The sequence below is a fragment of the Prochlorococcus sp. MIT 1323 genome, assembly GCF_047304905.1.
GTDB lineage: Bacteria > Cyanobacteriota > Cyanobacteriia > PCC-6307 > Cyanobiaceae > Prochlorococcus > Prochlorococcus marinus_D.
This window is the reverse complement of sequence record NZ_CP138973.1, coordinates 1,742,319-1,761,796: the sequence shown is the minus strand read 5'-3', so window position 1 is coordinate 1,761,796 and position 19,478 is coordinate 1,742,319. Positions and strand designations below refer to the sequence as shown.

Below are 19,478 nucleotides of genomic sequence, written 5' to 3'. Positions count from 1 at the left end.
GCTGGTTAGGTTGGTTTAATCAAGTCCGCTTTTGGCCTCAGACTTTCCTTGGTGCAGTCCAATCCCAGAACAGATCTGCCGCTGACCTCAAGGCTTCAGCAGGATCTCAAGAACGATCTCATTGCAGGGTTGTTGGTAGTCATACCTTTGGCGACAACGATCTGGTTGGCTACCACTGTCAGCAAATTTGTACTGGCATTTCTTACGTCGATCCCCAAACAGGTCAATCCGTTCATCACCCTTAATCCACTTCTTCAGGATCTGATTAATTTGAGCCTGGGCCTTACGGTGCCGTTGCTTGGCATCCTTTTGATTGGCTTGATGGCTCGCAATATTGTTGGACGTTGGCTGCTTGAGTTTGGTGAGGGAACTCTTTCTCGGATACCTCTTGCTGGTTCGGTTTATAAGACCCTTAAGCAGCTTTTGGAAACTTTCCTAAGAGATAATTCGAAGCGTTTTCGTCGAGTGGTGTTGGTCGAATATCCCCGTGAGGGCTTGTTTAGTGTTGGTTTTGTGACCGGTTTGGTAGGTCCTTCACTACAAGCTGAGCTTGATCAGCCCTTGCTTAGTGTATTTATTCCCACGGCCCCCAATCCCACCACAGGTTGGTATACCTTGGTGCCGGAGTCTTCGGTTCGCAATTTAAATATTACCGTGGAGGATGCTTTCCGCACGATTATTTCAGCAGGAATTGTGAACCCTGATGAACAAGAGCCTCCTATGAATCGCAGTTTCTCAAGTTTGATGACTCAATTGCGTTCTAATACTGCCCCGCCTTCTACGACTACGACCCAGGTTTGAGTTCGTCTCCTCCCGTTCTTGTGTCGATCATGCAGTCCAGATCACTTGCTCGAGAACTGGCTCTTTTGGTGCTTGGTCAGATTCCCGAACATGAAAGTTCGAGGTTGAAAACAATATCTTTGGAGAGTCTTCTTCAGAAGGCTTTTGATACACTGAGTCAGCACTGGAGAGAGGGTCTTGATACTTGTGCTGTTGAGCTTGAGAATGCTCAACAGCATTTACTCGATAGTGAGTTTCAAGATCGTGATGCAAGCTCTACGAGTCAGGTTCGTGAGCATTTACAGGCTTGTCTTATTGGTGCAGAACAGGTTATTAATGGTGTTTCAACAAGCTTGGAAATCCCCCGTTTGCTGGCGTTAGGAAACCAGGAGCAGATTCGGCTTGGGGCTCTAGAGCGTGTGAGGTTGGTGATAGAACAACGCAACAGCATTGATGCAAGTATTGATACTGTTATGGAGGGCTGGCGCTTGAGTCGTTTGCCTCGTATTGATCGGGATATCTTGAGGTTGGCCGTGGTGGACTTGACTGCTCTTCAGACTCCATCTGCTGTGGCTTGCAATGAAGCTGTTGAATTGGCCCATCGCTACAGCGATGATCAAGGTCGTCGCATGATTAATGGTGTCTTGAGACGGTTGCATGATGCCTCCACTGTGACGTTGGCCTAATGGTTTACGACTGGTTTAATCGTCAAGCCAGTGACGATGTTTCTACTGAGAAAGTTTTAGAGCAGAAGGCAGAAGGCTCTGAGGAGGTCAGCTCCGATTCGTCTAATAATCAAGAGGAATCTTCTCCAATGAACCAGGAGGAATCCTCTTTGGAGTGGGCTCGCAGTGCTTACGCCCGCTTAAAAGCACAGCAAGAGCAGCAGAAAACGTCACAGGCTTCAGTCGAGATTGACTCTGCTAGCGAAACAACCCTTACTGCGAATGTTCAACCTGAATTTAGTGCTCAGTCTTCAAGTCTTGAGGCTGGGAGTTCTTTATTGGAGCAAGCTGCTCTCCAGAGGCAGTCTCGTCAACAAGAGCTTGAAGCAAGGGTTGAGGAGGTGTCGCCTCAAGTAGCTCAGCAATCTCAATTTTCGGAAACGTCGCCTGAACCCACGCTTGGTGAGTTTGACGAAACCTTTGCGTGGTCTGCAGAAGTGCTTGCCGCACAGGGGCGCAAGCCGGAAAAAATTTCTTTAGAGGAGATTGATTGGTTGGGTCGACTCAGGCGTGGTCTTGAAAAGACCCGTCAAGGTTTTGTTAAAAGCCTTTTGGAAAACCTCGGAGATGATCCCCTTACCCCTGAGGTGCTTGATGACCTTGAAACATTACTTTTGAGAGCTGATGCGGGAGTTGAAGCTACGGATCAAGTTCTCGATGCGCTTCGTTGTCGAATGAACGAAGAAGTTGTAGATCCTGCTGAAGGACTTCGCTTTCTTAAACAACAACTTTGCAATCTTTTGGAGGCTCCGATTCAGGACACTGGCACTGATCTTTTGGCGCCAGAACGGGGCCGTCTCAATATCTGGTTATTTGTGGGAGTCAATGGTGTTGGCAAGACCACTACTCTTGGCAAGTTGGCAAACTTGGCAGTACGCAGTGGTTATAACGCTTTGATTGCTGCTGCTGACACCTTCCGGGCTGCTGCGGTTGAACAGGTAAAGGTGTGGGGTGCTCGCAGTGGTGTTCCGGTCATAGCCAATTCCACTGCAAATGCTGATCCTGCTGCTGTTGTGTTTGATGCAATTGGTGCGGCCCGATCTAAATCAACAGACCTTGTGCTTGTTGACACAGCTGGTCGGTTGCAGACAAAGCACAATTTGATGGAGGAGCTACAGAAGGTTCGACGAATTATTGATCGTTTAGCACCTGAAGCCAGGGTTGAATCTCTTTTGATACTTGATGCCAGTCAAGGTCAGAACGGATTGCGACAAGCCATGGCTTTTGCCCAGGCGGCAGCTCTTACAGGGGTAGTGATTACCAAGTTGGATGGCACATCTCGTGGTGGTGTGGCCTTAGCGGTCGCTTCAGAAGCGAGGTTGCCGATTCGTTTCATCGGCGCTGGTGAAGGGATCCGTGATTTACGACCGTTCAACAGTTTTGAATTTGTTGAGGCACTTTTGGCTAACTATTGATGTTCTGGAGGCGGCCTGCAGCAGTTGATCTTGCTAACTTTCTAACCCTGCTGTGCCGTTGCTGTGAGCAGTAAGCCGCCACGGCGACATCCGACTCCTTCTTTTCGTAACGCTTCTCAGCAGGTGTCAGCCTCTACGTCGTTGCGGCAATTGCTTGATAGCTTGTCGAGGGAGCAGCGCCGCAATCAGGACTTGTTGGTTTCGTTGGGTTTTGCCCTGCGCAGTTTCACCAATCTGCATCGTTTTCTCGAATTGGTCCCTGTGGTGGCCTCCCGCCTGGTGGGCGTACAAGGAGCATTGCTCGTGCCTTTTCAGGTTGATGGTCGTTTGTGGAGGGAGCAGCTTCAGGCAGTTCCATTTGATCAGAGTCAGGAATTAGTGAGGCAGTTGGCTTCATTTGAAGCAGGTTTTGCCACAGGTTTCGGTACTGATGAGGCACAGGTTCTTGCTATGGATCAGCTGGTTCAGCGCCATTTGGCTAGGGCCGGGATGTTTGCCACCTCATTAGTTGCTCGCGGGCAGCAGCGTGGCAGGCTTTATGTTTTCGATCCTCAAGCAGCTCTGATTTGGAGTGATGTTCACCGTCGCCATGTGCAGTTGGTGGCAGACCTGACTGGGGTGGCTATTGAGAACGATCTGATGCTTCAGGAGGCGCGTCTTCACGAGCGGGTTGATCGTCAACTCAGTATCGGGGCAGAGATTCAGGCTCAGCTTTTGCCGGATCGTTGTCCCGTGATTGAAGGTGTCGAGCTTGCGGCTCGTTGCCGTCCCGCCTTTCAGGTTGGCGGCGATTATTACGATTTCATTCCTACCCGTCCAGAACTGATCGGTCGACGCAAGGAACGAGGTCGTTGGGGTCTTGTGATGGGAGATGTGATGGGTAAGGGTGTACCTGCTGGTTTATTAATGACCATGCTCAGGGGCATGTTGCGTGCAGAGGTGTTAAGTGGTCTGCCGCCCAATCGGATTCTCCATGATCTCAATCAGCTAGCTCAAGAGGACTTGGCTCAGTCCCATAGGTTTGTGACTCTTTTTTATTCTGACTACGATCCGCGCACGCGTCGTCTTCGCTATGCAAATGCTGCTCATAATCCTCCTCTGATCTGGCGAGCTGAGCAACGCAGTGTGAGTCGGCTTGATGTGCCTGGTTTGTTGATTGGACTTCAGCCAGAGGCGGATTACAGCTGTGGTGAAATTTTACTCAAGCCTGGTGACGTGATTATTTACTACACAGATGGTGTTACCGAAGCTCCTGGCATCACCGGAGATCGTTTTGATGAAGCTCGCTTGATTCGCACAATGGAGGGATCTTGTCGAAGTGGTTTAGGCGCACAGGGGATTCTTGATCAGTTATTTGCCCGTTTGGATCGGTTTGTCGGTGTGGACCATCAACTGGAAGATGATGCCTCAATGGTGGTTTTGAAAGTGCCAGAGGAGGTAACGCTGCCTTCTGTCTCCCTGGCCTGACAAGCTGTTGACTCGCTACTTATGAAGGGATGGCAGGTGGAGTGACCGGTGGTTCTGCAGAAGGCTGGAGCAAAAGGTTTGAAGAGGGATTGCATCCGGTTATTGAGCGGTTCAATGCTTCCATCAGCTTTGACATCACTCTGCTCCAAGAAGATTTGGATGGGTCTATCGCTCATGCACGCATGCTTGGCGAATGTGGAGTGATCAGTTTTGAAGAGGCGGCTCAGCTTGAGGGCGGCCTTGAGAAAATCCGCTCAGAGGCAGCGGCAGGAGAATTTCAGCCAGGACTTGTTGATGAAGATGTTCATTTCGCTGTTGAAAGGCGGCTGATCGCTTTATTGGGGCCTGTCGGTAAGAAACTTCATACCGGCCGAAGTCGCAATGATCAGGTAGGCACGGATCTGCGCTTGTGGTTAAGGCGTCGCTTGGATGATTTGGATTGTGAACTGGAGCGGTTTCAGCATGCTCTTTTGACACAGGCAGAATCCCATCGTCAAACTTTGATTCCCGGCTACACCCACTTACAGCGTGCCCAGCCGCTTTGCTTGGCCCATCATCTTTTGGCTTATATCGAGATGATCCAAAGGGATAGAGATCGGCTTAAAGATGTTCGCGGAAGAGTCAATATTTCGCCGCTTGGCGCCGCTGCCCTTGCAGGAACATCAGTACCTATTGATCGCCAAAATACAGCAGCAGCACTTGGCTTTGAGTGTATTTACGCGAATAGCCTGGATGCGGTAAGTGATCGCGATTTTGCTGTTGAGTACACAGCGGCGGCTTCGTTGGTCATGGTCCATCTCAGTCGCCTGGCGGAGGAGGTGATTTTCTGGGCGTCTGAGGAATTTGCATTTGTGCGTCTCAGCGACCGTTGTGCCACTGGCAGCAGCTTGATGCCTCAGAAGAAGAATCCTGATGTGCCTGAATTGGTACGTGGCAAATGTGGTCGTGTGTTTGGTCACCTTCAGGGTCTCCTGACCATGATTAAGGGATTGCCATTGGCTTACAACAAGGATTTTCAGGAGGATAAGGAAGCTCTCTTTGACACCGTTCGCACTACTAAAGATTGTGTGGAAGCCATGTCGATTTTGATGGAGCAAGGGTTGGAGTTTTGTTCGGAACGTTTGGCAGCTGCCGTTGAATCCGACTTTTCCAATGCCACTGATGTGGCTGACTACTTGGTTGCTAAAGGAGTGCCCTTTCGGGAGGCCTACCAATTGGTGGGTGCGGTTGTGAAGCGTTGTTTAGACGAAGGGATTTTGCTTTGTGATCTAAGCCTTGAACAATGGCAGGAATTTCACTCTGCTATTGCTAAGGATTTGCATGAAGCATTGGCTCCAAAGCGGGTTGTGGCTGTGCGGATTAGTGAAGGTGGCACTGGTTTTGATCGAGTTGAGGAGCAACTGCGCCACTGGCGTAGCCGCCTTGATTCCGTACTGTCATGATCGAAGTGCCTCGGCGGGTCTACGCTGATAGCGCCAAAGGTGGATTGATTCATTCCCGAATCATGAACTAATGGCTATACCTGGCCAATTGGTCCACTACTTTTTTTACGGTCCACAAGGAAAGTGAGTATTTTCGTCGGCAATCTTCCCTTCCGCGCTGAGCAGGAAGACGTTATTGAATTGTTTGCACCTTTTGGTGAGGTTGCGAATTGTGCTTTGCCCTTGGAACGCGACACAGGACGCAAAAGGGGCTTTGCTTTTGTTGAGATGGCTGATGAGTCAGCTGAGCCTGCGGCTATCGAAGCTCTTCAAGGGGCGGAAATGATGGGTCGCCCTTTGAGGATTAATAAGGCAGAGCCACGTGGCAGTGCGCCCCGTCGCGGCGGTGGATATGGCGGTGGCGGCGGTGGATATGGCGGTGGCGGCGGTGGATATGGCGGTGGCGGCGGTGGATATGGCGGCGGCGGCGGCGGATATGGCGGTGGTGGTGGATATGGCGGCGGCGGTGGATATGGCGGTGGTGGCGGTGGTGGAGATCGTGGTTCGGGAGCTCGTGGTTGGGAAGATCGCAGTTATGGCGGAGCTTCTCCTGAAACAAGTTCCTATGACGAGGGTCGCACTCGTCGTCGTAGGGGAGGCTCTGCACCTGATGGTGAAGGTGGTGACAGCTACAGCGGATATGGGGGAGCGGAGGGCTGAGTTCAGTCCTTATAGCCCGGCATCTTCAAGTTGCTGGGCTGCTTTTTGCAGCACTCTTAGATCGGCATCGGCTTTTTGAGCCTTGATGCCAAGGTCTCGCCGCCAGGCTTTGGCGCCCGGTACCTCTTCAACGAGTTGTAAAAGATGTCGGCAAAGATCCCATAGCCGGCCACCTCGGCTTAGGTGGGTTTCGGCATGAGGGAGTAATCCTCCTATGACTTCAGAAGCATTGATTGAGCGTGGTTGTTCTCCATAGACCAGCTCATCCATGCTCTGCCAGCGGAGCGGATGCGCATACGCTGCTCGCCCCACCATTGCCCCATCACAGGCTTCCAGCGCTGTTAGGCAGTCGGCAGGGTGTTCTAGCCCTCCATTGATTTCAATAGTGAGCTGCGGGCGTTGTTGCTTGAGATGGGTGACTCGTTGATGTTGAAGTGGTGGAATCGTGCGGTTTTGTTTGGGGTCAAGCCCTTCTAGCCAGGCTTTTCGTGCATGCACAGTAAAGCGAGTGGCTCCTGCTATGGACACTCGGTCGACAAAGGTCATGAGTAGAGCGTCGCTATCGAAATTATCAATTCCTAGACGGTGTTTCACGGTGACTGGAAGAGGGCTCGCCATCGCCATCGCTTCAACACAACGTGCGACTTGATCAGGTTTAGCCATTAGGCAGGCACCGAAGTTGCCTGCTTTTGCTCTTGAGCTGGGACATCCCACGTTGAGGTTGATTTCGTCGTAGCCCCAGGCATCGGCCAGACGCGCTGCTTCTGCAAGCATTTTTGGATCATCGCCTCCTACTTGTAGAGACAGGGGATGCTCGATGATGTCGAAATCGAGCAGATGATCAAGACGGTTGCTGTGATGCAGAGCTTGGGCCACCAACATTTCCGTGTAAAGCAACGCCCGGCGACTGATTTGTCGCATTAGTACCCTGAAGTGTCGATCTGTGCAGTCGAGCATTGGAGCCACGCTGAACCGATAAGCACCATCAACCTGTGGCGTGAAAGGAGCAATCATTGATTCATGCTGCCTTCATAGTTGTGTTGCGCTTTCCTAGAAAGAAGGTCATTGATTTTGGTTGCGCTTATGCCCATTACTGCTTTGCTATTGAGTCGTCGTTCTCTGCTGATAGCCACTATTGCAGGAGCCTTTGGTCTTTATAGGAGACCTGCAGCAGCCTTTGCTGCTACGAGGGCTGAGGATCTTGATTGGTCGCTTAGTAATGAGCAGTGGGCAAAGCGTCTTTCCCCTGAGGCTTATCGGGTGCTTCGAGAGGAGGGAACCGAGCGCCCTTTTACGAGTTCTCTCGACAAGGAGAAGCGTGTGGGCATCTATCACTGTGCAGGTTGCGATCTGCCGTTGTTTTCTTCTGCGGCGAAATTCGATAGTGGTACTGGCTGGCCAAGTTTCTGGGAGCCCCTTGCTGGAGCTATTCAAACGAAAGTAGATTTCAAATTGATTATTCCTCGCAGCGAATATCATTGCCGGCGCTGTGGCGGTCATCAGGGACATGTCTTCAATGATGGTCCCAGGCCAACCGGCAAGCGCTATTGCAATAACGGAGTTGCCCTTACTTTCCGACCCGCCAGTTGATTTGATCGTTGTTGGTGGTGGTGCCTCAGGTTTTTTTGGGGCAATCACCGCGGCTGAGGAGGGTTTGGCTTTTGTGCATGTGTTGGAGGCCACCTCTGAGCCATTGACGAAGGTGAAGATCAGTGGTGGCGGCCGTTGCAACGTGACCCATGCCTGCTGGGAGCCAGGTGATTTGGTGACCAATTACCCCCGAGGTGGCCGCCCATTGCGGGGCCTCTTTAGCCGTTTTGCTACCGGTGATGCGGTGGCTTGGTTTGCCGATCGGGGCCTGGAGCTTGTGGCAGAGCCGGATGGGCGAATGTTCCCTGTGGCTAATTGCTCCTCTGCAGTGGTGGCGTGTCTGAAGCAGGCAGCAGTGTTGGCTGGAGTCAGCTTGCGCAGTCAGAAGGTTGTACAGAGCTTGGAGCGTAGGGGTGCTGCAGGGTTCTTAGTTCAATGTCGGGATGGGTCTTCTTTTCAGGCTCAAAGGGTTTTATTGGCTACGGGTGGGCATCCCAGTGGTCGTCGCTTGGCGGCAGCGATGGGTCATCAGCTTGTGCCGTCAGTTCCTTCTCTGTTCAGTCTTACTCTGGAGGCACCTGCGTTAATCGCATGTTCTGGTTTGGCTCTCGATGGCGTTCATCTCAGTCTTAAGGCTGGAGGTCAAAACTTTCAGCAGACCGGCAGGGTGTTGATTACTCATTGGGGATTAAGTGGGCCCGCCATTTTGCGGCTTACTGCTTTTGCTGCAAGGGCTTTGCAAGGCGATCACTATCGGGGAAAGCTTTTTGTCAATTGGGTTGGCATGAGTAGTCACAATCTGGTGAAGCAGTCAATGCGTGACCTACGTCATCACCAAGGTCGACGCACTCTGGGATCAGCTCGTCCTGTGCCCAACTTGCCCCGTCGTCTTTGGTTGTCCTTGTTGGCTCAAGTGGGTGCTACTCGGGATTTGCGTTGGGCGGATTGTCCTGCCCGTTTGGAACGTCTTTTGTTTGAAGCTTTGGTTGCTAGCTGTTACTCAATCGGTGGCAAGGGGCCATTTGGAGAAGAGTTCGTTACGGCTGGGGGAGTGCAGTTGGGTGAGGTGAATCTCGCGACGATGGAGAGTCGGGTTTGTCCAGGTCTTTTTTTTGCTGGGGAACTTCTCGATGTGGATGGGCTAACGGGGGGGTTCAACTTCCAGCATTGTTGGACCAGTGGTTGGCTTGCTGGTCAGGCCATTGCAAAGAGTTTGCAGCTCGCTACTGGATCTGATCAAACACGGTGAACATCGGGAGATACATCGCTAGAAGGATGGAGCCCACGATGACACCGACTACAACGATCATCGCGGGTTCAAGCATTGAGGTCAAAGCCTTCACCGAGGAAGAGACCTCATCCTCGTAAAAATCAGCCACCTTGCTGAGCATTTGATCCATCTCTCCGGTTTCCTCGCCAATGGCCAGCATGTTTAAGGCCATGTCTGGAAGCACTTTTTGGCGAATTAAGGCAGCACTAAGGAGCACTCCTTCTTGAACAAGGGTGCGTGATTCAAGAATGGCGTCGGAAATGATCGCATTGCCAGCGGTTTCGCTGGCAATTTCTAGTGACATCAGGATTGGTACGCCTGCTTTGATCAATGAGCTGAAGATTCTGGAGAATTGAGCGGTGGCAGTTTTGATGATCAGAGTGCCGAATAGGGGGATTTTCAGCTTCAGTCGATCGATCTGACGGCGTCCTTGGTGAGTGGAGTAGTAGCGGTTGAAAATCCAAGCGCACGCCAGTAGGACACCTGTTAATAGCAGGGAAAAGGAGGAACGCAATAATTTGCTTAGGTCGACCATGAACTGAGTGAACAGGGGCAGCTCGGCGCCTAAATCTTCAAAGATTTCTGCAAAGGTCGGGATCAAGAAGATTGTCATACCTAGGAAGACGAGGATGGCTATCACCAGCACAGTGATTGGGTAACCAAGGGCCCCTTTGATTTGGTTCTTGAGTCGGGCATTGTCTTCTAATAACTTGGCGAGTCTCTTGAGAGATTCATCCAAAACACCACCAGCCTCTCCGGCTTCCACCATTGCGATACTGAGTTGGTCGAAAACCTTTGGCCACTTGCTCATAGCAGTGCCCATGGCACTGCCTTCATTTACATCAAGACTCACCTTCATCAGTGCACGTTTGAACATAGGCAAGCGCTGCTGACTAGCCATTAGGTCGAGACTGCGCACGATCGGAACGCCTGCATCCACCAGAGTTGCCAATTTGCTTGCGAAAACTGCTTTGTCTTTTACACCTGGGGACTTTTCGAAAGCGGCACTTAGATCGATGGAAAATAGTCCAAGATTTGATGATTTTGTATTCTTTTGGCGGTCAATTTTTTTGCTACTTTCTTGTCCTTTATTGCTGAGAGCTACTTTCAGGTCAGTTGCTCGTATTCCACGACGACGTAGTAATTTTTTTGCGGTTGTTAGGTCGGCCGCTTTGATGGTTATTGTGTGTTTTTGACCACTTGCGGATTCGTAGGTGGCGATGAAGGATGTCATCGCTTAGGCCTTTCTCTTAGCCATCGTTGAGGAGTTGCTCCAGTTCGCTGGGTTTACTGGCTTTGGCGATGGCTTCAGAGCGGCTAATTTCACCCTGTTTAGTTAGATTCGCAAGGGCTTTTTCTAGTGTTTGCATCCCTAGTTCTCCTCCGGTTTGAATTTGGGAGTAGAGCTGTGCGGTTTTGCCTTCTCTGATCAGGTTTGCTGTGGCTGGGGTGTTGATCAAGATTTCTTGAGCCATGACCCGCCCAAATTGTTCTGGTTGTGGATTTTGGCGACGGCAGAGGGTTTGAGAAAAAATGGCTAGCAGGCTTCCTGAGAGTTGAACTCTGATTTGGGTTTGCTGGTTTGGCGGGAAAACATCAACCATGCGATCGACCGTTTGTGCCGCCGAGTTGGTGTGCAGGGTGCCGAATATGAGGTGACCGGTTTCGGCGGCGCTGATGGCCAGTTGAATGGTTTCCAGGTCGCGCATTTCGCCCACGAGGATCACATCTGGATCTTCGCGTAGTGCGGCACGCAGGGCATTGCCAAAACTGCGTGTGTCTTCATTGAGCTGTCGCTGGTGCACAAGGCTGAGATCGCTTTTGTATACGAATTCGATTGGATCTTCGATCGTGAGGATGTGTTCGCTTCTGGTGTGATTGATGTGGTCCAGCAGGGAAGCAAGGGTTGTTGTTTTGCCTGATCCGGTTGGTCCTGTTACTAGCACTAATCCCCTTGGTCGTTTGCTGGTTTCTATGACTACTGATGGCAGGTTGAGACTTTCAATACTCGGGATAGTGCTGCCAAGAGCACGTAGACAGGCGGCGTAACTTCCCTTCTGTCGATAGACATTCACGCGAAAGCGTGCCACACCCTTTAGCCCATAGGCACAGTCAAGCTCCCAGATTTGTTCAAGAGTCTTTCTCTGACTGTTGTTGAGCATTGAGAAAATCAGCTTGTTGCATGTTTCTTCGGATAGGGGGGTATTGGTCATTGGCCTTAATTCACCGCTGAATCGTCCATACGGGGGCTGGCCGGTAGCAATGTGCAGATCACTGCCGCCACCTTGCACCAGCTGTTCCATCAGGTCCTCGATCATTAGATCCATGACGGGTCCTTCATTGGCGAGGGGTTAGACAGTAGGGACATTCCAGCCAGCCGTCTTGGAGGCCTGCCCCGCAGACGTTGCAGGTGAGAGTGCTAAGGGCTCTTGCGCGGCGCTCAGATTCCAATCCGGAATCGGTGAGGATCATTCGGCCCACTTCCTCAAGGGTGGTGTGGCCTTCTCTCACCAGGTCAAGGCTGTAGCCCAAAAGAGTTTTCATACCAGCTTCTAGCGCCAGACGTCTTACTAAATCAGTAGTGGCACCTTTGGCGACGGCTGTAGCGAGCTCTTCGTTCATGCGCAGTACTTCATAGACACCAACTCGGCCCTTGTAGCCGCTGCCTTGACAGTTGGGGCACGGCTGTTTTTCTTGACCGTGGTGGTGGGCCTTGAAAAAGGTCACGCCAGTTTCTGTATGGGCCATCAATCCGAATCGCCCCAGTTCTTTTTCAGTTGGGTGATAGGACTTACGACAAGAACGGCACACTCTTCGTAGAAGTCGTTGAGAGACGATGCCAATCAACGAGGCGCTCACCATGAATGGTTCCACGCCCATCTCGTTGAGGCGGGCGATCGCACTTGATGCGTCATTGCAATGCAGTGTGGTTAGCACCAGATGACCAGTCAGTGCGGCTTCGATGGCGGTTTTTGCGGTTTCTAGGTCACGGGTTTCACCGACCAGCAGAACGTCTGGGTCTTGACGCATGAAGGCTCTCAGTGCAGTACTGAAATCGAAGCCTTTTTCCCTGTTCACTTGACATTGAGTAATCCCAGGGAGGGTGTATTCGATGGGATCTTCTACGGTGGAAATGTTGATACCAGGCTCGTTGCGTTCAGCCAGTAGGGAGTAAAGGGTCGTTGATTTGCCTGATCCTGTTGGACCTGTCACAAGGATCATGCCGAAGGGCTTAGAGCCCAAGTTGCGTACGAGAGAGAGAGCACTTGGGTTGCTGATCAGTTTGTCTAGCCCGAGTTGTGGAGCACTGCTGTCAAGGAGTCGCAGACAGATTTTTTCCCCGTAACGGCTTGGCAGGCTATTAACCCTGAAATCGACCATACGATTGCGATATGTGCGACGAATGCGACCGTCCTGAGCCATGCGCCGTTCTGCGATGTCTAGGTCGGCCATGATCTTGAAGCGTGAGGTAACAGCAGGGATCAACCGGCTCGGGAGGGGTTCGATATAGCGCTGCAGGACACCGTCTTGACGGAAGCGGATCTGTAGTCCGTCTTGTTGCGGCTCAACGTGTACGTCGCTGGCTGATGTTTGCAGTGCTTCTAGCAGTATGCGGTCCACCAGGTTGATGACTGGTGAGCTGTCTGAGTCCATCAAGCTGGACTCCAAATCCTCTACGTAACTAGCAAGTCTGGCTTGTTCTTCAGGATCTTCTTCGAGCACGCCTTCGGCACTAAATCCTGCCAGCAGGGAGGTTGGTGTTTGTGCAATTGGCTTTGTTGCTTTTGACTTGGATGCAGATTCAACGTGCTGCTCAGATCTCATTGGTGCAAGCAGCTCGCTGATGTCGGATGCCAGCGCGAGACGGAATTCTGTGCTGAAGCCTTGGGACTGAAGTACTGAGATCAGTTGATTTTTGGTTTGCTCATTGCATTGGTCCGAGATGGCTACAACCAAATGTTGGTTGTGCATGTTGATTGGCAGGGCCTGGAATTGTTGCCACGTTGAGATGTCAAGAGTGGTGTGGTTGGCCATTACCTCCACTCCGACAACAAGTTCTTCGTGGCTAAGCACACTGACTTGTAGGAGCAGTTCCAGTTCCAGTCGCTGCTGGATGCTGTTGGTTGCTTTGGGGATTGGTCGGCCCTGGGTCACGAAGAAGAAATGAAATTGGAGGTGCGGGCTTCCGCCGCTTGTGGGAGGTGTGCTACTCCCATCAACATGTCTAGACGTGAATTTGCAAACGGTCAGCATGAGTGGCGACGCCCCTACCCCAGCTCACGATCCTGCTGCTGAGGGTTTAGAGGCTTCCGTGCCTCTGGAATCAGTGGCATCGATGAATTCCGACGAGGATCAGCCTTCTGCTCAATCTGCACCATTAGCGGATAATGAGGCTCGCTTACAGCAGTTGGAGCAGGAGCACAGCAGCCTGCGGGAAGAGCACGAAACTCTTCGTAGTCAGTACATGCGGATTGCTGCAGATTTCGATAATTTCCGCAAACGTCAGAGTCGCGATCAGGACGATCTTCGATTACAGCTCATCTGTACTACTTTGAGTGAAATTCTGCCGGTGGTGGACAATTTTGAGCGAGCTCGTCAGCAATTAGATCCTCAGGGAGAGGAGGCCCAGGCCCTTCATCGCAGTTATCAGGGTCTTTATAAACAGCTTGTTGAGGTGCTCAAACAATTGGGCGTTGCTTCAATGCGGGTTGTTGGACAGGCGTTTGATCCCACGCTCCATGAGGCTGTTTCAAGAGAGCCCAGTGAGGAGCATCCAGAGGATGTAGTCACAGAGGAACTTCAGCGTGGATATCACCTCAATGGCAGGGTGCTTCGCCATGCTCTTGTGAAGGTGTCTATGGGACCAGGCCCGCAGAGTGGCGCCTCTCCTTCTTCAGCTCAATCCAATGATGACTCCACTGCAACTTTTCAAGGTGAGGCAGATCCTGACCAACCAGGGGTCTGATTGCATGCTGTTGCCCTTTAGGGTGAAGGAGTGTTGACGAGCTGATGGCTGATTATTACGACCTGCTAGGGGTCAGCAAAGATGCTGATGGCGATACCCTGAAGCGGGCTTATCGCCGTCTGGCACGTCAGTATCACCCAGATATCAATAAGGATCCTGGTGCAGAGGATCGTTTTAAGGAGATAGGTCGTGCTTATGAGGTGCTTAGCGATCCTCAGACTCGTGGCCGTTATGACCAATTTGGCGAGGCTGGGCTTGGGGGTGCAGGGGGCATGCCCGATGTGGGAGATATGGGTGGCTTTGCCGATCTCTTTGAGACCTTTTTTAGTGGTTTTGGTGGGGCTGGTGGATCTGGTGGTGGTCGTCCAAGACGACGGGGACCGCAGCAAGGAGATGATCTTCGCTACGACTTGAAGATTGACTTTGAGCAAGCTGTTTTCGGCCAGGAACTAGAAATCAAAATTCCCCATCTTGAAACTTGCGACACCTGTAACGGCACTGGAGCCAAGGTGGGTAGTGGACCAACTACTTGTTCCACTTGTGGTGGTGTTGGTCAGGTGCGACGAGCGACCAGAACACCTTTCGGGAGCTTCACTCAGGTGGCGGAATGTCCCAGTTGTGAAGGTACTGGACAGGTGATTTCAGATCCTTGTGGTGCATGTGCTGGACAGGGTGTACGTCAGGTTCGCAAGAAATTGCGCATCAATATTCCCGCTGGGGTTGATACCGGAACTCGTCTGAGAGTTGCCGGTGAGGGAAATGCTGGTTTGCGGGGTGGACCTTCTGGAGACCTTTACGTATTTTTGACGGTGAAGTCCCATCCCCACTTGCGACGTGATGGGATTACGGTGCTTTCAGAAGTCAACGTGAGTTATCTCCAGGCAATCCTTGGAGACATCATTGAGGTCGATACGGTTGATGGCAACACCAGTCTTGAGATTCCTGCTGGAACTCAGCCCAATGCTGTACTCACCCTTGAAAACAAGGGTATTCCTAAGCTAGGGAACCCAGTAGCAAGAGGTAATCAGCACATTTCTATCAATGTGAAGTTGCCCATTCGTCTTTCTGATGAGGAGCGGGGCTTGCTTGAAGATCTGGCTGGCCATCATTCCGCTAAAGGTAGGCAGCATCACCACCACAACAGTGGTTTGTTTGCTCGTTTGTTTGGTCAGAAAGGATGACCGCCCAGCTTGTTCCTGATCAGCAGATTGATTTGCGTGGTACTCCCTGCCCGATCAATTTTATTCGCTGTCGCTTGGCTCTCGAGGGTCTTAAGCCCAAGGAACGTCTTCAGGTGGATCTTGATCGTGGGGAACCTGAGGCGATGGTGGTGCCAGGGTTAGTAGAGGCAGGCCATCGCGTCGAGATTATTGCTCAGGAAAACACTTGGTTGAGGTTGATGGTGACCTGTGGCGGCGGCTGAGGCGCCGCGGCTTGCAGGGATGGTGGTGGCCTTACAAGCCAATTTTCTCGAGGTAGAACTCGAGACTTTTAATCCGTCTTCATTGGTCAGCTGGACACGATCAACTGATGCTGAACCATTGCGCTTGCTTTGTACTCGTCGAACGCGCCTTGACCATCGCGGGGCTGCAGTGCATGTGGGGGATCGAGTTTGGGTGGAAGCAATCGATTGGCAGGAGCGTCGAGCTGTGGTTGGTGATGTGGAACCTAGGCAGAGTTGGATCAACCGCCCGCCAGTCGCCAACGTTACGGCTGTTGTTGTTGCCTTGGCAGTCAAGCAACCTTGCTTTGACGCTGACCAAGCGAGTCGTTTTCTACTTTCCGCTGAGCAGACTGGTGTTGATGTTCACCTCATCCTCACCAAACGCGACCTGATCACTTCGGATCAGCTCGAGCAGCAGCTAGTGCGGCTAAGGGGTTGGGGGTATAGGCCTATGGCGGTCTCTGTGCAGACCGGAGAGGGATTGGGTGCCCTAAAAAACAAACTCAGCAGTACACGACTTGCTGTCTTTTGTGGTCCTTCAGGTGTGGGTAAGACCAGTTTGCTCAATCAGCTCTTACCCCAGCTATCCCTGCGCGTAGGCGCTGTTTCTGGCCGGTTACAACGTGGCAGGCATACCACTCGTCATGTTGAACTTTTTCGACTGTGCGAAGGATCTCTTGTTGCAGATACACCAGGGTTTAATCGACCTGAACTTCCTGCTGATCCGCGCAAGCTTGCGGTGTTGTTCCCTGAATTTGATGGACAGATTGAAGATTATCCCTGCAGATTTAGGGATTGTTTCCATCGTGATGAGCCCGGTTGTGGGGTCGACAAAAGTTGGGAACGATATCCAATCTATAAGCGTTTTTTGGAGGAGATGGAGTGCCTCAGTCGCTCATCCCGGGGAGGTTCAGGTTCAGGCCTCCTGTAAGTTCTTCCATTTGCTCTTTCATGGTTGTGGTGGAGTGCTCATAGGCGGATTGAAGAGCGGCCAAGATCGCGGTTTCGCTGGCATCTTGTCCTTCGGCAAGCAGTGAGGGTTCAAGACGCACACGCAGTGGTTGCTGGTTGCCAGATAGCCAGATACTTGCTCTGCCGTCTGGGCTGCTGCCCTCAATTTCCATGGCATCTAGCTCTTCCTGCAGTTTTTGGGCGTTTTGTTGGATTTGTTGGGCCTTGCGGAAGGCTTCGGTGAGTTGGCCGAAATTGGGAAGTCCGAACCCTGCCATTGCGTTGCTGGAGGAATAGGCAGATTAAGCGGTCGCTTCGAAACCAAGTCGTTTCACTTCAGGATGGAGCATCACTCCATGGGTCATCTGAACCCGTTGCTGAATGAAGCTGATCATTTGATTGATGTCGGCAGCCGTGGCCCCACCAATATTGACGATGAAGTTTGCGTGAATGGGGGAGACTTCAGCTCCTCCAATGCGGTGACCTTTCAGACCCAGCGCTTCGATTAGACGACCAGCTTTGAGGGGTTCTGGGTTGCGAAAGACACTTCCGCAACTAGGCAATTGATAAGGCTGGGTCGTCGTGCGATGAGTGAGGTTTTTATATGTGATTTCATTGAGCTCCTTGTGATCATGGCCGGGGTCTAGGCGGAATCTTGCTGAGAGCACGACGAGTGTTTTTTCCTGCAAGAGACTTTGTCTGTAGGCGTAGTCAAGTTCTTGGCGGCTCAGTTCAAAAGGGCCCTCGCCATTGAGGTCGATGACTTGTACAGATTCCAGCCAGTCGGCTGTGCAGCCGCCCTGGGCTCCAGCATTCATGACGGTTGCACCACCAACTGTTCCAGGAATCCCAACGGCCCATTCCAGGCCATGCAGGCCCGCCTTTGCGGCGCGTTTGGAAAGGTTGGGGATTGGTTCACCGGCCAAGGCTTCGACAATGCCAGTCTTTGGATCTAGCTCGCTCCCTTGGAGTTTGCGCATGCAAAGGCTCAGGCCCGGCAAGCCAGCGTCGTTGATCAGCAGGTTTGATCCTGCTCCAATGACTCGACAGGGCATCTTCTGTTCATAGGCCCAAGCAATCAGTGTCTGTAGTTCTTCCACGCTGCTGGGCGATGCAAACCATTCCGCAGGTCCTCCGACGCGCCAGCTCGTGAAGTTGGCAAGAGAAACCAGTGGTTGGGGCTTGATCCCCTTCACTAGGGTCAGGCTGCCAGGGAGGGTGGGCATCTCTTTGCGTTGTCAAGACGTGTCAGTTGTCTCCATAGATTGTTGATATTGCCTGCACCCATGGCGAGGACTAGGTCACCTTTGAGGCTGTGTTTTTGCACCAATAGGGTTAGCTGATTAAAGTTTTCAGCTACGGCGACTGGCAGGCTGGGGTGCTGGATTCTGATCGCTTTAGCCAGGCTCTCACTAGTGGCTCCCTGAATAGGGTTCTCTCCGGCGCTGTAAACGGGTGCTAGCAGAACAGCATCCGCTTCACCGAGTGCCCTTGCGAACTCGTAGAGAAATTCGTTTGTACGGCTGTATCGATGAGGCTGGAACACGGCCAAAATGCGTTTGGGTGGGTTCGGTAGTTGGCTACGACCGCTAGTTACTATTAGGCGCGCCATTGTGAGTGTGGCGCTGACTTCGCTTGGATGGTGGGCGTAATCATCAACGATTTGGCGACCCTCCCAAGTGCCTCGGAAGTCGAAACGGCGCCCAGGAGGCTGCAGGTCAGCAAGACCTTGTTGCACGTCCTCAAAGGACAGTCCTTCGAGTCTGCAGGCTGCTATAGCGGCCATAGCGTTGCTGAGGTTGTGAAGTCCGGGCATCGGCAGTGTGATTTGACCCATCCGTTTGCCCTGCTCGTAAATGTCCGCAATTGTTTGATCGCCATTGAGGCAAATTGGTAAAGCTGCAAAATCAACACCCGCTGAGGTTTTGACTGACCACCAAGCTGTGGCATCGAAATGCTCCTTGAGGATTGGGCAGTCGAAGTTGGCGAGCAGTCGTCGGCAACCTCGGCCGAACCGCTTCATGGTGTTGATCAGTTCATCAAGATTGGCGTAGTGATCGGTGTGATCTAACTCCAAGTTGGTGATCACGCCGAGAGTTGCCTGAAACTTGATGAGAGAGCCATCAGATTCATCAGCTTCTGCTACTAGCAGTCGCCCTTTGCCCGCATGGCCGTTGCTGTCGTAGTAAGGCACGACACCACCAATTACAGCTGTTGGGTCTTGATCGGTTGTGGCCAGCAGTGTGGTGAGCAGGGTGCTGGTTGTGGTTTTGCCATGGCTCCCGGCTACTGCGATGGAGGGTTGTGCCTGAATCAAGGCAGCAAGGAGGTCTGAGCGATGCAAGATTTTCAATTGAGACAGCTTGGCTGCCTTGAGCTCAGGATTGCTCTTGGGAATGGCTGTGCTGATCACCACCAAAGGAAGGAGATCTACGTTGCTACAAATGGCATTGATGTTTGCGGCGCTCTGATCGCGGAAGACCCTTACTCCTTGAGCTCGCAGGCGCTCAACGGTAGTGTTTTCGCGTGGGTCTGAGCCTGAGACAATATGACCTCGATTCACCAGAATTAGAGCTAGGGCAGACATGCCGATGCCGCCAACACCTATGAAGTGGATGGGTTGCTGGCGGCTGAGCGTGCTGGTCAATGGGCAAAACCATAGGCTCAAAAGATAAGCCAGTCTTGGGCTGAAAGCCCGTGATTCTTATGTTTTGGAGAGGTCCAGCCGG

19 protein-coding genes are annotated in these 19,478 nt (G+C 52.0%); 12 read left to right on the top strand and 7 right to left on the bottom strand.

Annotated elements, in window-relative coordinates; translation table 11 throughout:
- Positions 1-48 precede the first annotated feature (48 nt).
- The 6 genes from SIB68_RS08620 to SIB68_RS08595 all read left to right on the top strand — a co-directional run bounded on the left by SIB68_RS08620 (position 49) and on the right by SIB68_RS08595 (position 6,528).
- Positions 49-801, top strand: a complete 753-nt coding sequence (locus SIB68_RS08620) for a DUF502 domain-containing protein (RefSeq protein ID WP_063399903.1) — start codon at positions 49-51, stop codon at positions 799-801.
- 29 nt (positions 802-830) lie between these two features.
- The gene (nusB, locus tag SIB68_RS08615; RefSeq protein ID WP_063399901.1) at positions 831-1,466 is read left to right on the top strand and encodes a transcription antitermination factor NusB; all 636 of its coding nucleotides are present in this window, start codon (positions 831-833) and stop codon (positions 1,464-1,466) included.
- Complete coding sequence (gene ftsY, locus SIB68_RS08610; RefSeq protein ID WP_063399899.1) at positions 1,466-2,920, top strand: signal recognition particle-docking protein FtsY; 1,455 nt, start codon at positions 1,466-1,468, stop codon at positions 2,918-2,920. The genes nusB and ftsY overlap by 1 nt, the downstream gene beginning before the upstream one ends.
- Positions 2,921-2,983: 63 nt before the next feature.
- Complete coding sequence (locus tag SIB68_RS08605; RefSeq protein WP_063399897.1) at positions 2,984-4,387, top strand: PP2C family protein-serine/threonine phosphatase; 1,404 nt, start codon at positions 2,984-2,986, stop codon at positions 4,385-4,387.
- A gap of 29 nt (positions 4,388-4,416) precedes the next feature.
- Positions 4,417-5,829, top strand: a complete 1,413-nt coding sequence (argH, locus tag SIB68_RS08600; RefSeq protein ID WP_063399895.1) for an argininosuccinate lyase — start codon at positions 4,417-4,419, stop codon at positions 5,827-5,829.
- 123 nt (positions 5,830-5,952) lie between these two features.
- The gene (locus tag SIB68_RS08595) at positions 5,953-6,528 is read left to right on the top strand and encodes an RNA recognition motif domain-containing protein (RefSeq protein ID WP_413681826.1); all 576 of its coding nucleotides are present in this window, start codon (positions 5,953-5,955) and stop codon (positions 6,526-6,528) included.
- 9 nt (positions 6,529-6,537) lie between these two features.
- Here the strand turns inward: SIB68_RS08595 and dusA are convergent, their stop codons facing one another.
- Positions 6,538-7,542: a tRNA dihydrouridine(20/20a) synthase DusA gene (gene dusA / locus SIB68_RS08590; RefSeq protein WP_063399891.1), complete on the bottom strand. Its 1,005-nt coding sequence runs from the start codon at positions 7,540-7,542 to the stop codon at positions 6,538-6,540.
- 69 nt (positions 7,543-7,611) lie between these two features.
- Here dusA and msrB point away from each other — a divergent pair, with 69 nt between their 5' ends.
- Together msrB and SIB68_RS08580 are read left to right on the top strand one after the other, a co-directional pair.
- On the top strand, positions 7,612-8,118 hold the full coding sequence (gene msrB / locus SIB68_RS08585; protein WP_063400032.1) for a peptide-methionine (R)-S-oxide reductase MsrB: 507 nt from the start codon (positions 7,612-7,614) through the stop codon (positions 8,116-8,118).
- Positions 8,045-9,367, top strand: a complete 1,323-nt coding sequence (locus SIB68_RS08580; protein ID WP_063399889.1) for an NAD(P)/FAD-dependent oxidoreductase — start codon at positions 8,045-8,047, stop codon at positions 9,365-9,367. Before msrB ends, SIB68_RS08580 begins: the two co-directional genes overlap by 74 nt.
- On the opposite strand, the gene SIB68_RS08575 is transcribed toward SIB68_RS08580, so the two are convergent.
- The 3 genes from SIB68_RS08575 to SIB68_RS08565 are packed head-to-tail and all read right to left on the bottom strand — an operon-like array spanning position 9,342 to position 13,642.
- Complete coding sequence (locus SIB68_RS08575; protein WP_063399887.1) at positions 9,342-10,622, bottom strand: type II secretion system F family protein; 1,281 nt, start codon at positions 10,620-10,622, stop codon at positions 9,342-9,344. The two genes, SIB68_RS08580 and SIB68_RS08575, sit on opposite strands and share 26 nt — an antisense overlap.
- Before the next feature lie 16 nt (positions 10,623-10,638).
- On the bottom strand, positions 10,639-11,715 hold the full coding sequence (locus SIB68_RS08570; RefSeq protein ID WP_063399885.1) for a type IV pilus twitching motility protein PilT: 1,077 nt from the start codon (positions 11,713-11,715) through the stop codon (positions 10,639-10,641).
- A gap of 10 nt (positions 11,716-11,725) precedes the next feature.
- Complete coding sequence (locus SIB68_RS08565) at positions 11,726-13,642, bottom strand: GspE/PulE family protein (RefSeq protein WP_063399883.1); 1,917 nt, start codon at positions 13,640-13,642, stop codon at positions 11,726-11,728.
- Between SIB68_RS08565 and grpE the strand changes: the two genes are divergently transcribed.
- From grpE to rsgA, 4 genes are read left to right on the top strand one after another with little or no spacing between them, the layout of a single operon-like run.
- On the top strand, positions 13,641-14,354 hold the full coding sequence (gene grpE, locus SIB68_RS08560; protein WP_063399881.1) for a nucleotide exchange factor GrpE: 714 nt from the start codon (positions 13,641-13,643) through the stop codon (positions 14,352-14,354). The two genes, SIB68_RS08565 and grpE, sit on opposite strands and share 2 nt — an antisense overlap.
- A gap of 44 nt (positions 14,355-14,398) precedes the next feature.
- Entirely contained in the window at positions 14,399-15,535 is a 1,137-nt protein-coding gene (gene dnaJ / locus SIB68_RS08555; RefSeq protein ID WP_063399879.1) for a molecular chaperone DnaJ, read from the top strand.
- The gene (locus SIB68_RS08550) at positions 15,532-15,777 is read left to right on the top strand and encodes a sulfurtransferase TusA family protein (RefSeq protein ID WP_063399876.1); all 246 of its coding nucleotides are present in this window, start codon (positions 15,532-15,534) and stop codon (positions 15,775-15,777) included. The genes dnaJ and SIB68_RS08550 overlap by 4 nt, the downstream gene beginning before the upstream one ends.
- Positions 15,764-16,729 carry a ribosome small subunit-dependent GTPase A gene (gene rsgA, locus SIB68_RS08545; protein ID WP_063399874.1) on the top strand — a complete coding sequence of 322 codons (966 nt, stop codon included), beginning with the start codon at positions 15,764-15,766 and terminating at the stop codon, positions 16,727-16,729. The genes SIB68_RS08550 and rsgA overlap by 14 nt, the downstream gene beginning before the upstream one ends.
- Here the strand turns inward: rsgA and SIB68_RS08540 are convergent.
- Genes SIB68_RS08540 through murC form a run of 3 tightly spaced genes read right to left on the bottom strand, consistent with a single transcriptional unit; the run spans position 16,686 to position 19,417 of the window.
- Complete coding sequence (locus tag SIB68_RS08540) at positions 16,686-17,027, bottom strand: YbaB/EbfC family nucleoid-associated protein (RefSeq protein WP_011824714.1); 342 nt, start codon at positions 17,025-17,027, stop codon at positions 16,686-16,688. The two genes, rsgA and SIB68_RS08540, sit on opposite strands and share 44 nt — an antisense overlap.
- Before the next feature lie 24 nt (positions 17,028-17,051).
- Positions 17,052-17,975: a UDP-N-acetylmuramate dehydrogenase gene (gene murB / locus SIB68_RS08535; protein WP_063399873.1), complete on the bottom strand. Its 924-nt coding sequence runs from the start codon at positions 17,973-17,975 to the stop codon at positions 17,052-17,054.
- Positions 17,951-19,417 carry a UDP-N-acetylmuramate--L-alanine ligase gene (gene murC, locus SIB68_RS08530; protein WP_063399871.1) on the bottom strand — a complete coding sequence of 489 codons (1,467 nt, stop codon included), beginning with the start codon at positions 19,415-19,417 and terminating at the stop codon, positions 17,951-17,953. The genes murB and murC overlap by 25 nt, the downstream gene beginning before the upstream one ends.
- Positions 19,418-19,478: the final 61 nt, after the last annotated feature.

What these genes read in the sequence shown, in the direction of transcription:
- nusB (WP_063399901.1), top strand. Translation starts at nt 831, where the DNA reads ATGCAGTCCAGATCACTTGCTCGAGAACTGGCTCTTTTGGTGCTTGGT.
- ftsY (WP_063399899.1), top strand. Translation starts at nt 1,466, where the DNA reads ATGGTTTACGACTGGTTTAATCGTCAAGCCAGTGACGATGTTTCTACT.
- argH (WP_063399895.1), top strand. Translation starts at nt 4,417, where the DNA reads ATGGCAGGTGGAGTGACCGGTGGTTCTGCAGAAGGCTGGAGCAAAAGG.
- dusA (WP_063399891.1), bottom strand. Translation starts at nt 7,542, where the DNA reads ATGATTGCTCCTTTCACGCCACAGGTTGATGGTGCTTATCGGTTCAGC.
- msrB (WP_063400032.1), top strand. Translation starts at nt 7,612, where the DNA reads ATGCCCATTACTGCTTTGCTATTGAGTCGTCGTTCTCTGCTGATAGCC.
- SIB68_RS08580 (WP_063399889.1), top strand. Translation starts at nt 8,045, where the DNA reads ATGATGGTCCCAGGCCAACCGGCAAGCGCTATTGCAATAACGGAGTTG.
- SIB68_RS08575 (WP_063399887.1), bottom strand. Translation starts at nt 10,622, where the DNA reads ATGACATCCTTCATCGCCACCTACGAATCCGCAAGTGGTCAAAAACAC.
- SIB68_RS08570 (WP_063399885.1), bottom strand. Translation starts at nt 11,715, where the DNA reads ATGGATCTAATGATCGAGGACCTGATGGAACAGCTGGTGCAAGGTGGC.
- grpE (WP_063399881.1), top strand. Translation starts at nt 13,641, where the DNA reads ATGAGTGGCGACGCCCCTACCCCAGCTCACGATCCTGCTGCTGAGGGT.
- SIB68_RS08565 (WP_063399883.1), bottom strand. Translation starts at nt 13,642, where the DNA reads ATGCTGACCGTTTGCAAATTCACGTCTAGACATGTTGATGGGAGTAGC.
- dnaJ (WP_063399879.1), top strand. Translation starts at nt 14,399, where the DNA reads ATGGCTGATTATTACGACCTGCTAGGGGTCAGCAAAGATGCTGATGGC.
- SIB68_RS08550 (WP_063399876.1), top strand. Translation starts at nt 15,532, where the DNA reads ATGACCGCCCAGCTTGTTCCTGATCAGCAGATTGATTTGCGTGGTACT.
- SIB68_RS08540 (WP_011824714.1), bottom strand. Translation starts at nt 17,027, where the DNA reads ATGGCAGGGTTCGGACTTCCCAATTTCGGCCAACTCACCGAAGCCTTC.
- murB (WP_063399873.1), bottom strand. Translation starts at nt 17,975, where the DNA reads ATGCCCACCCTCCCTGGCAGCCTGACCCTAGTGAAGGGGATCAAGCCC.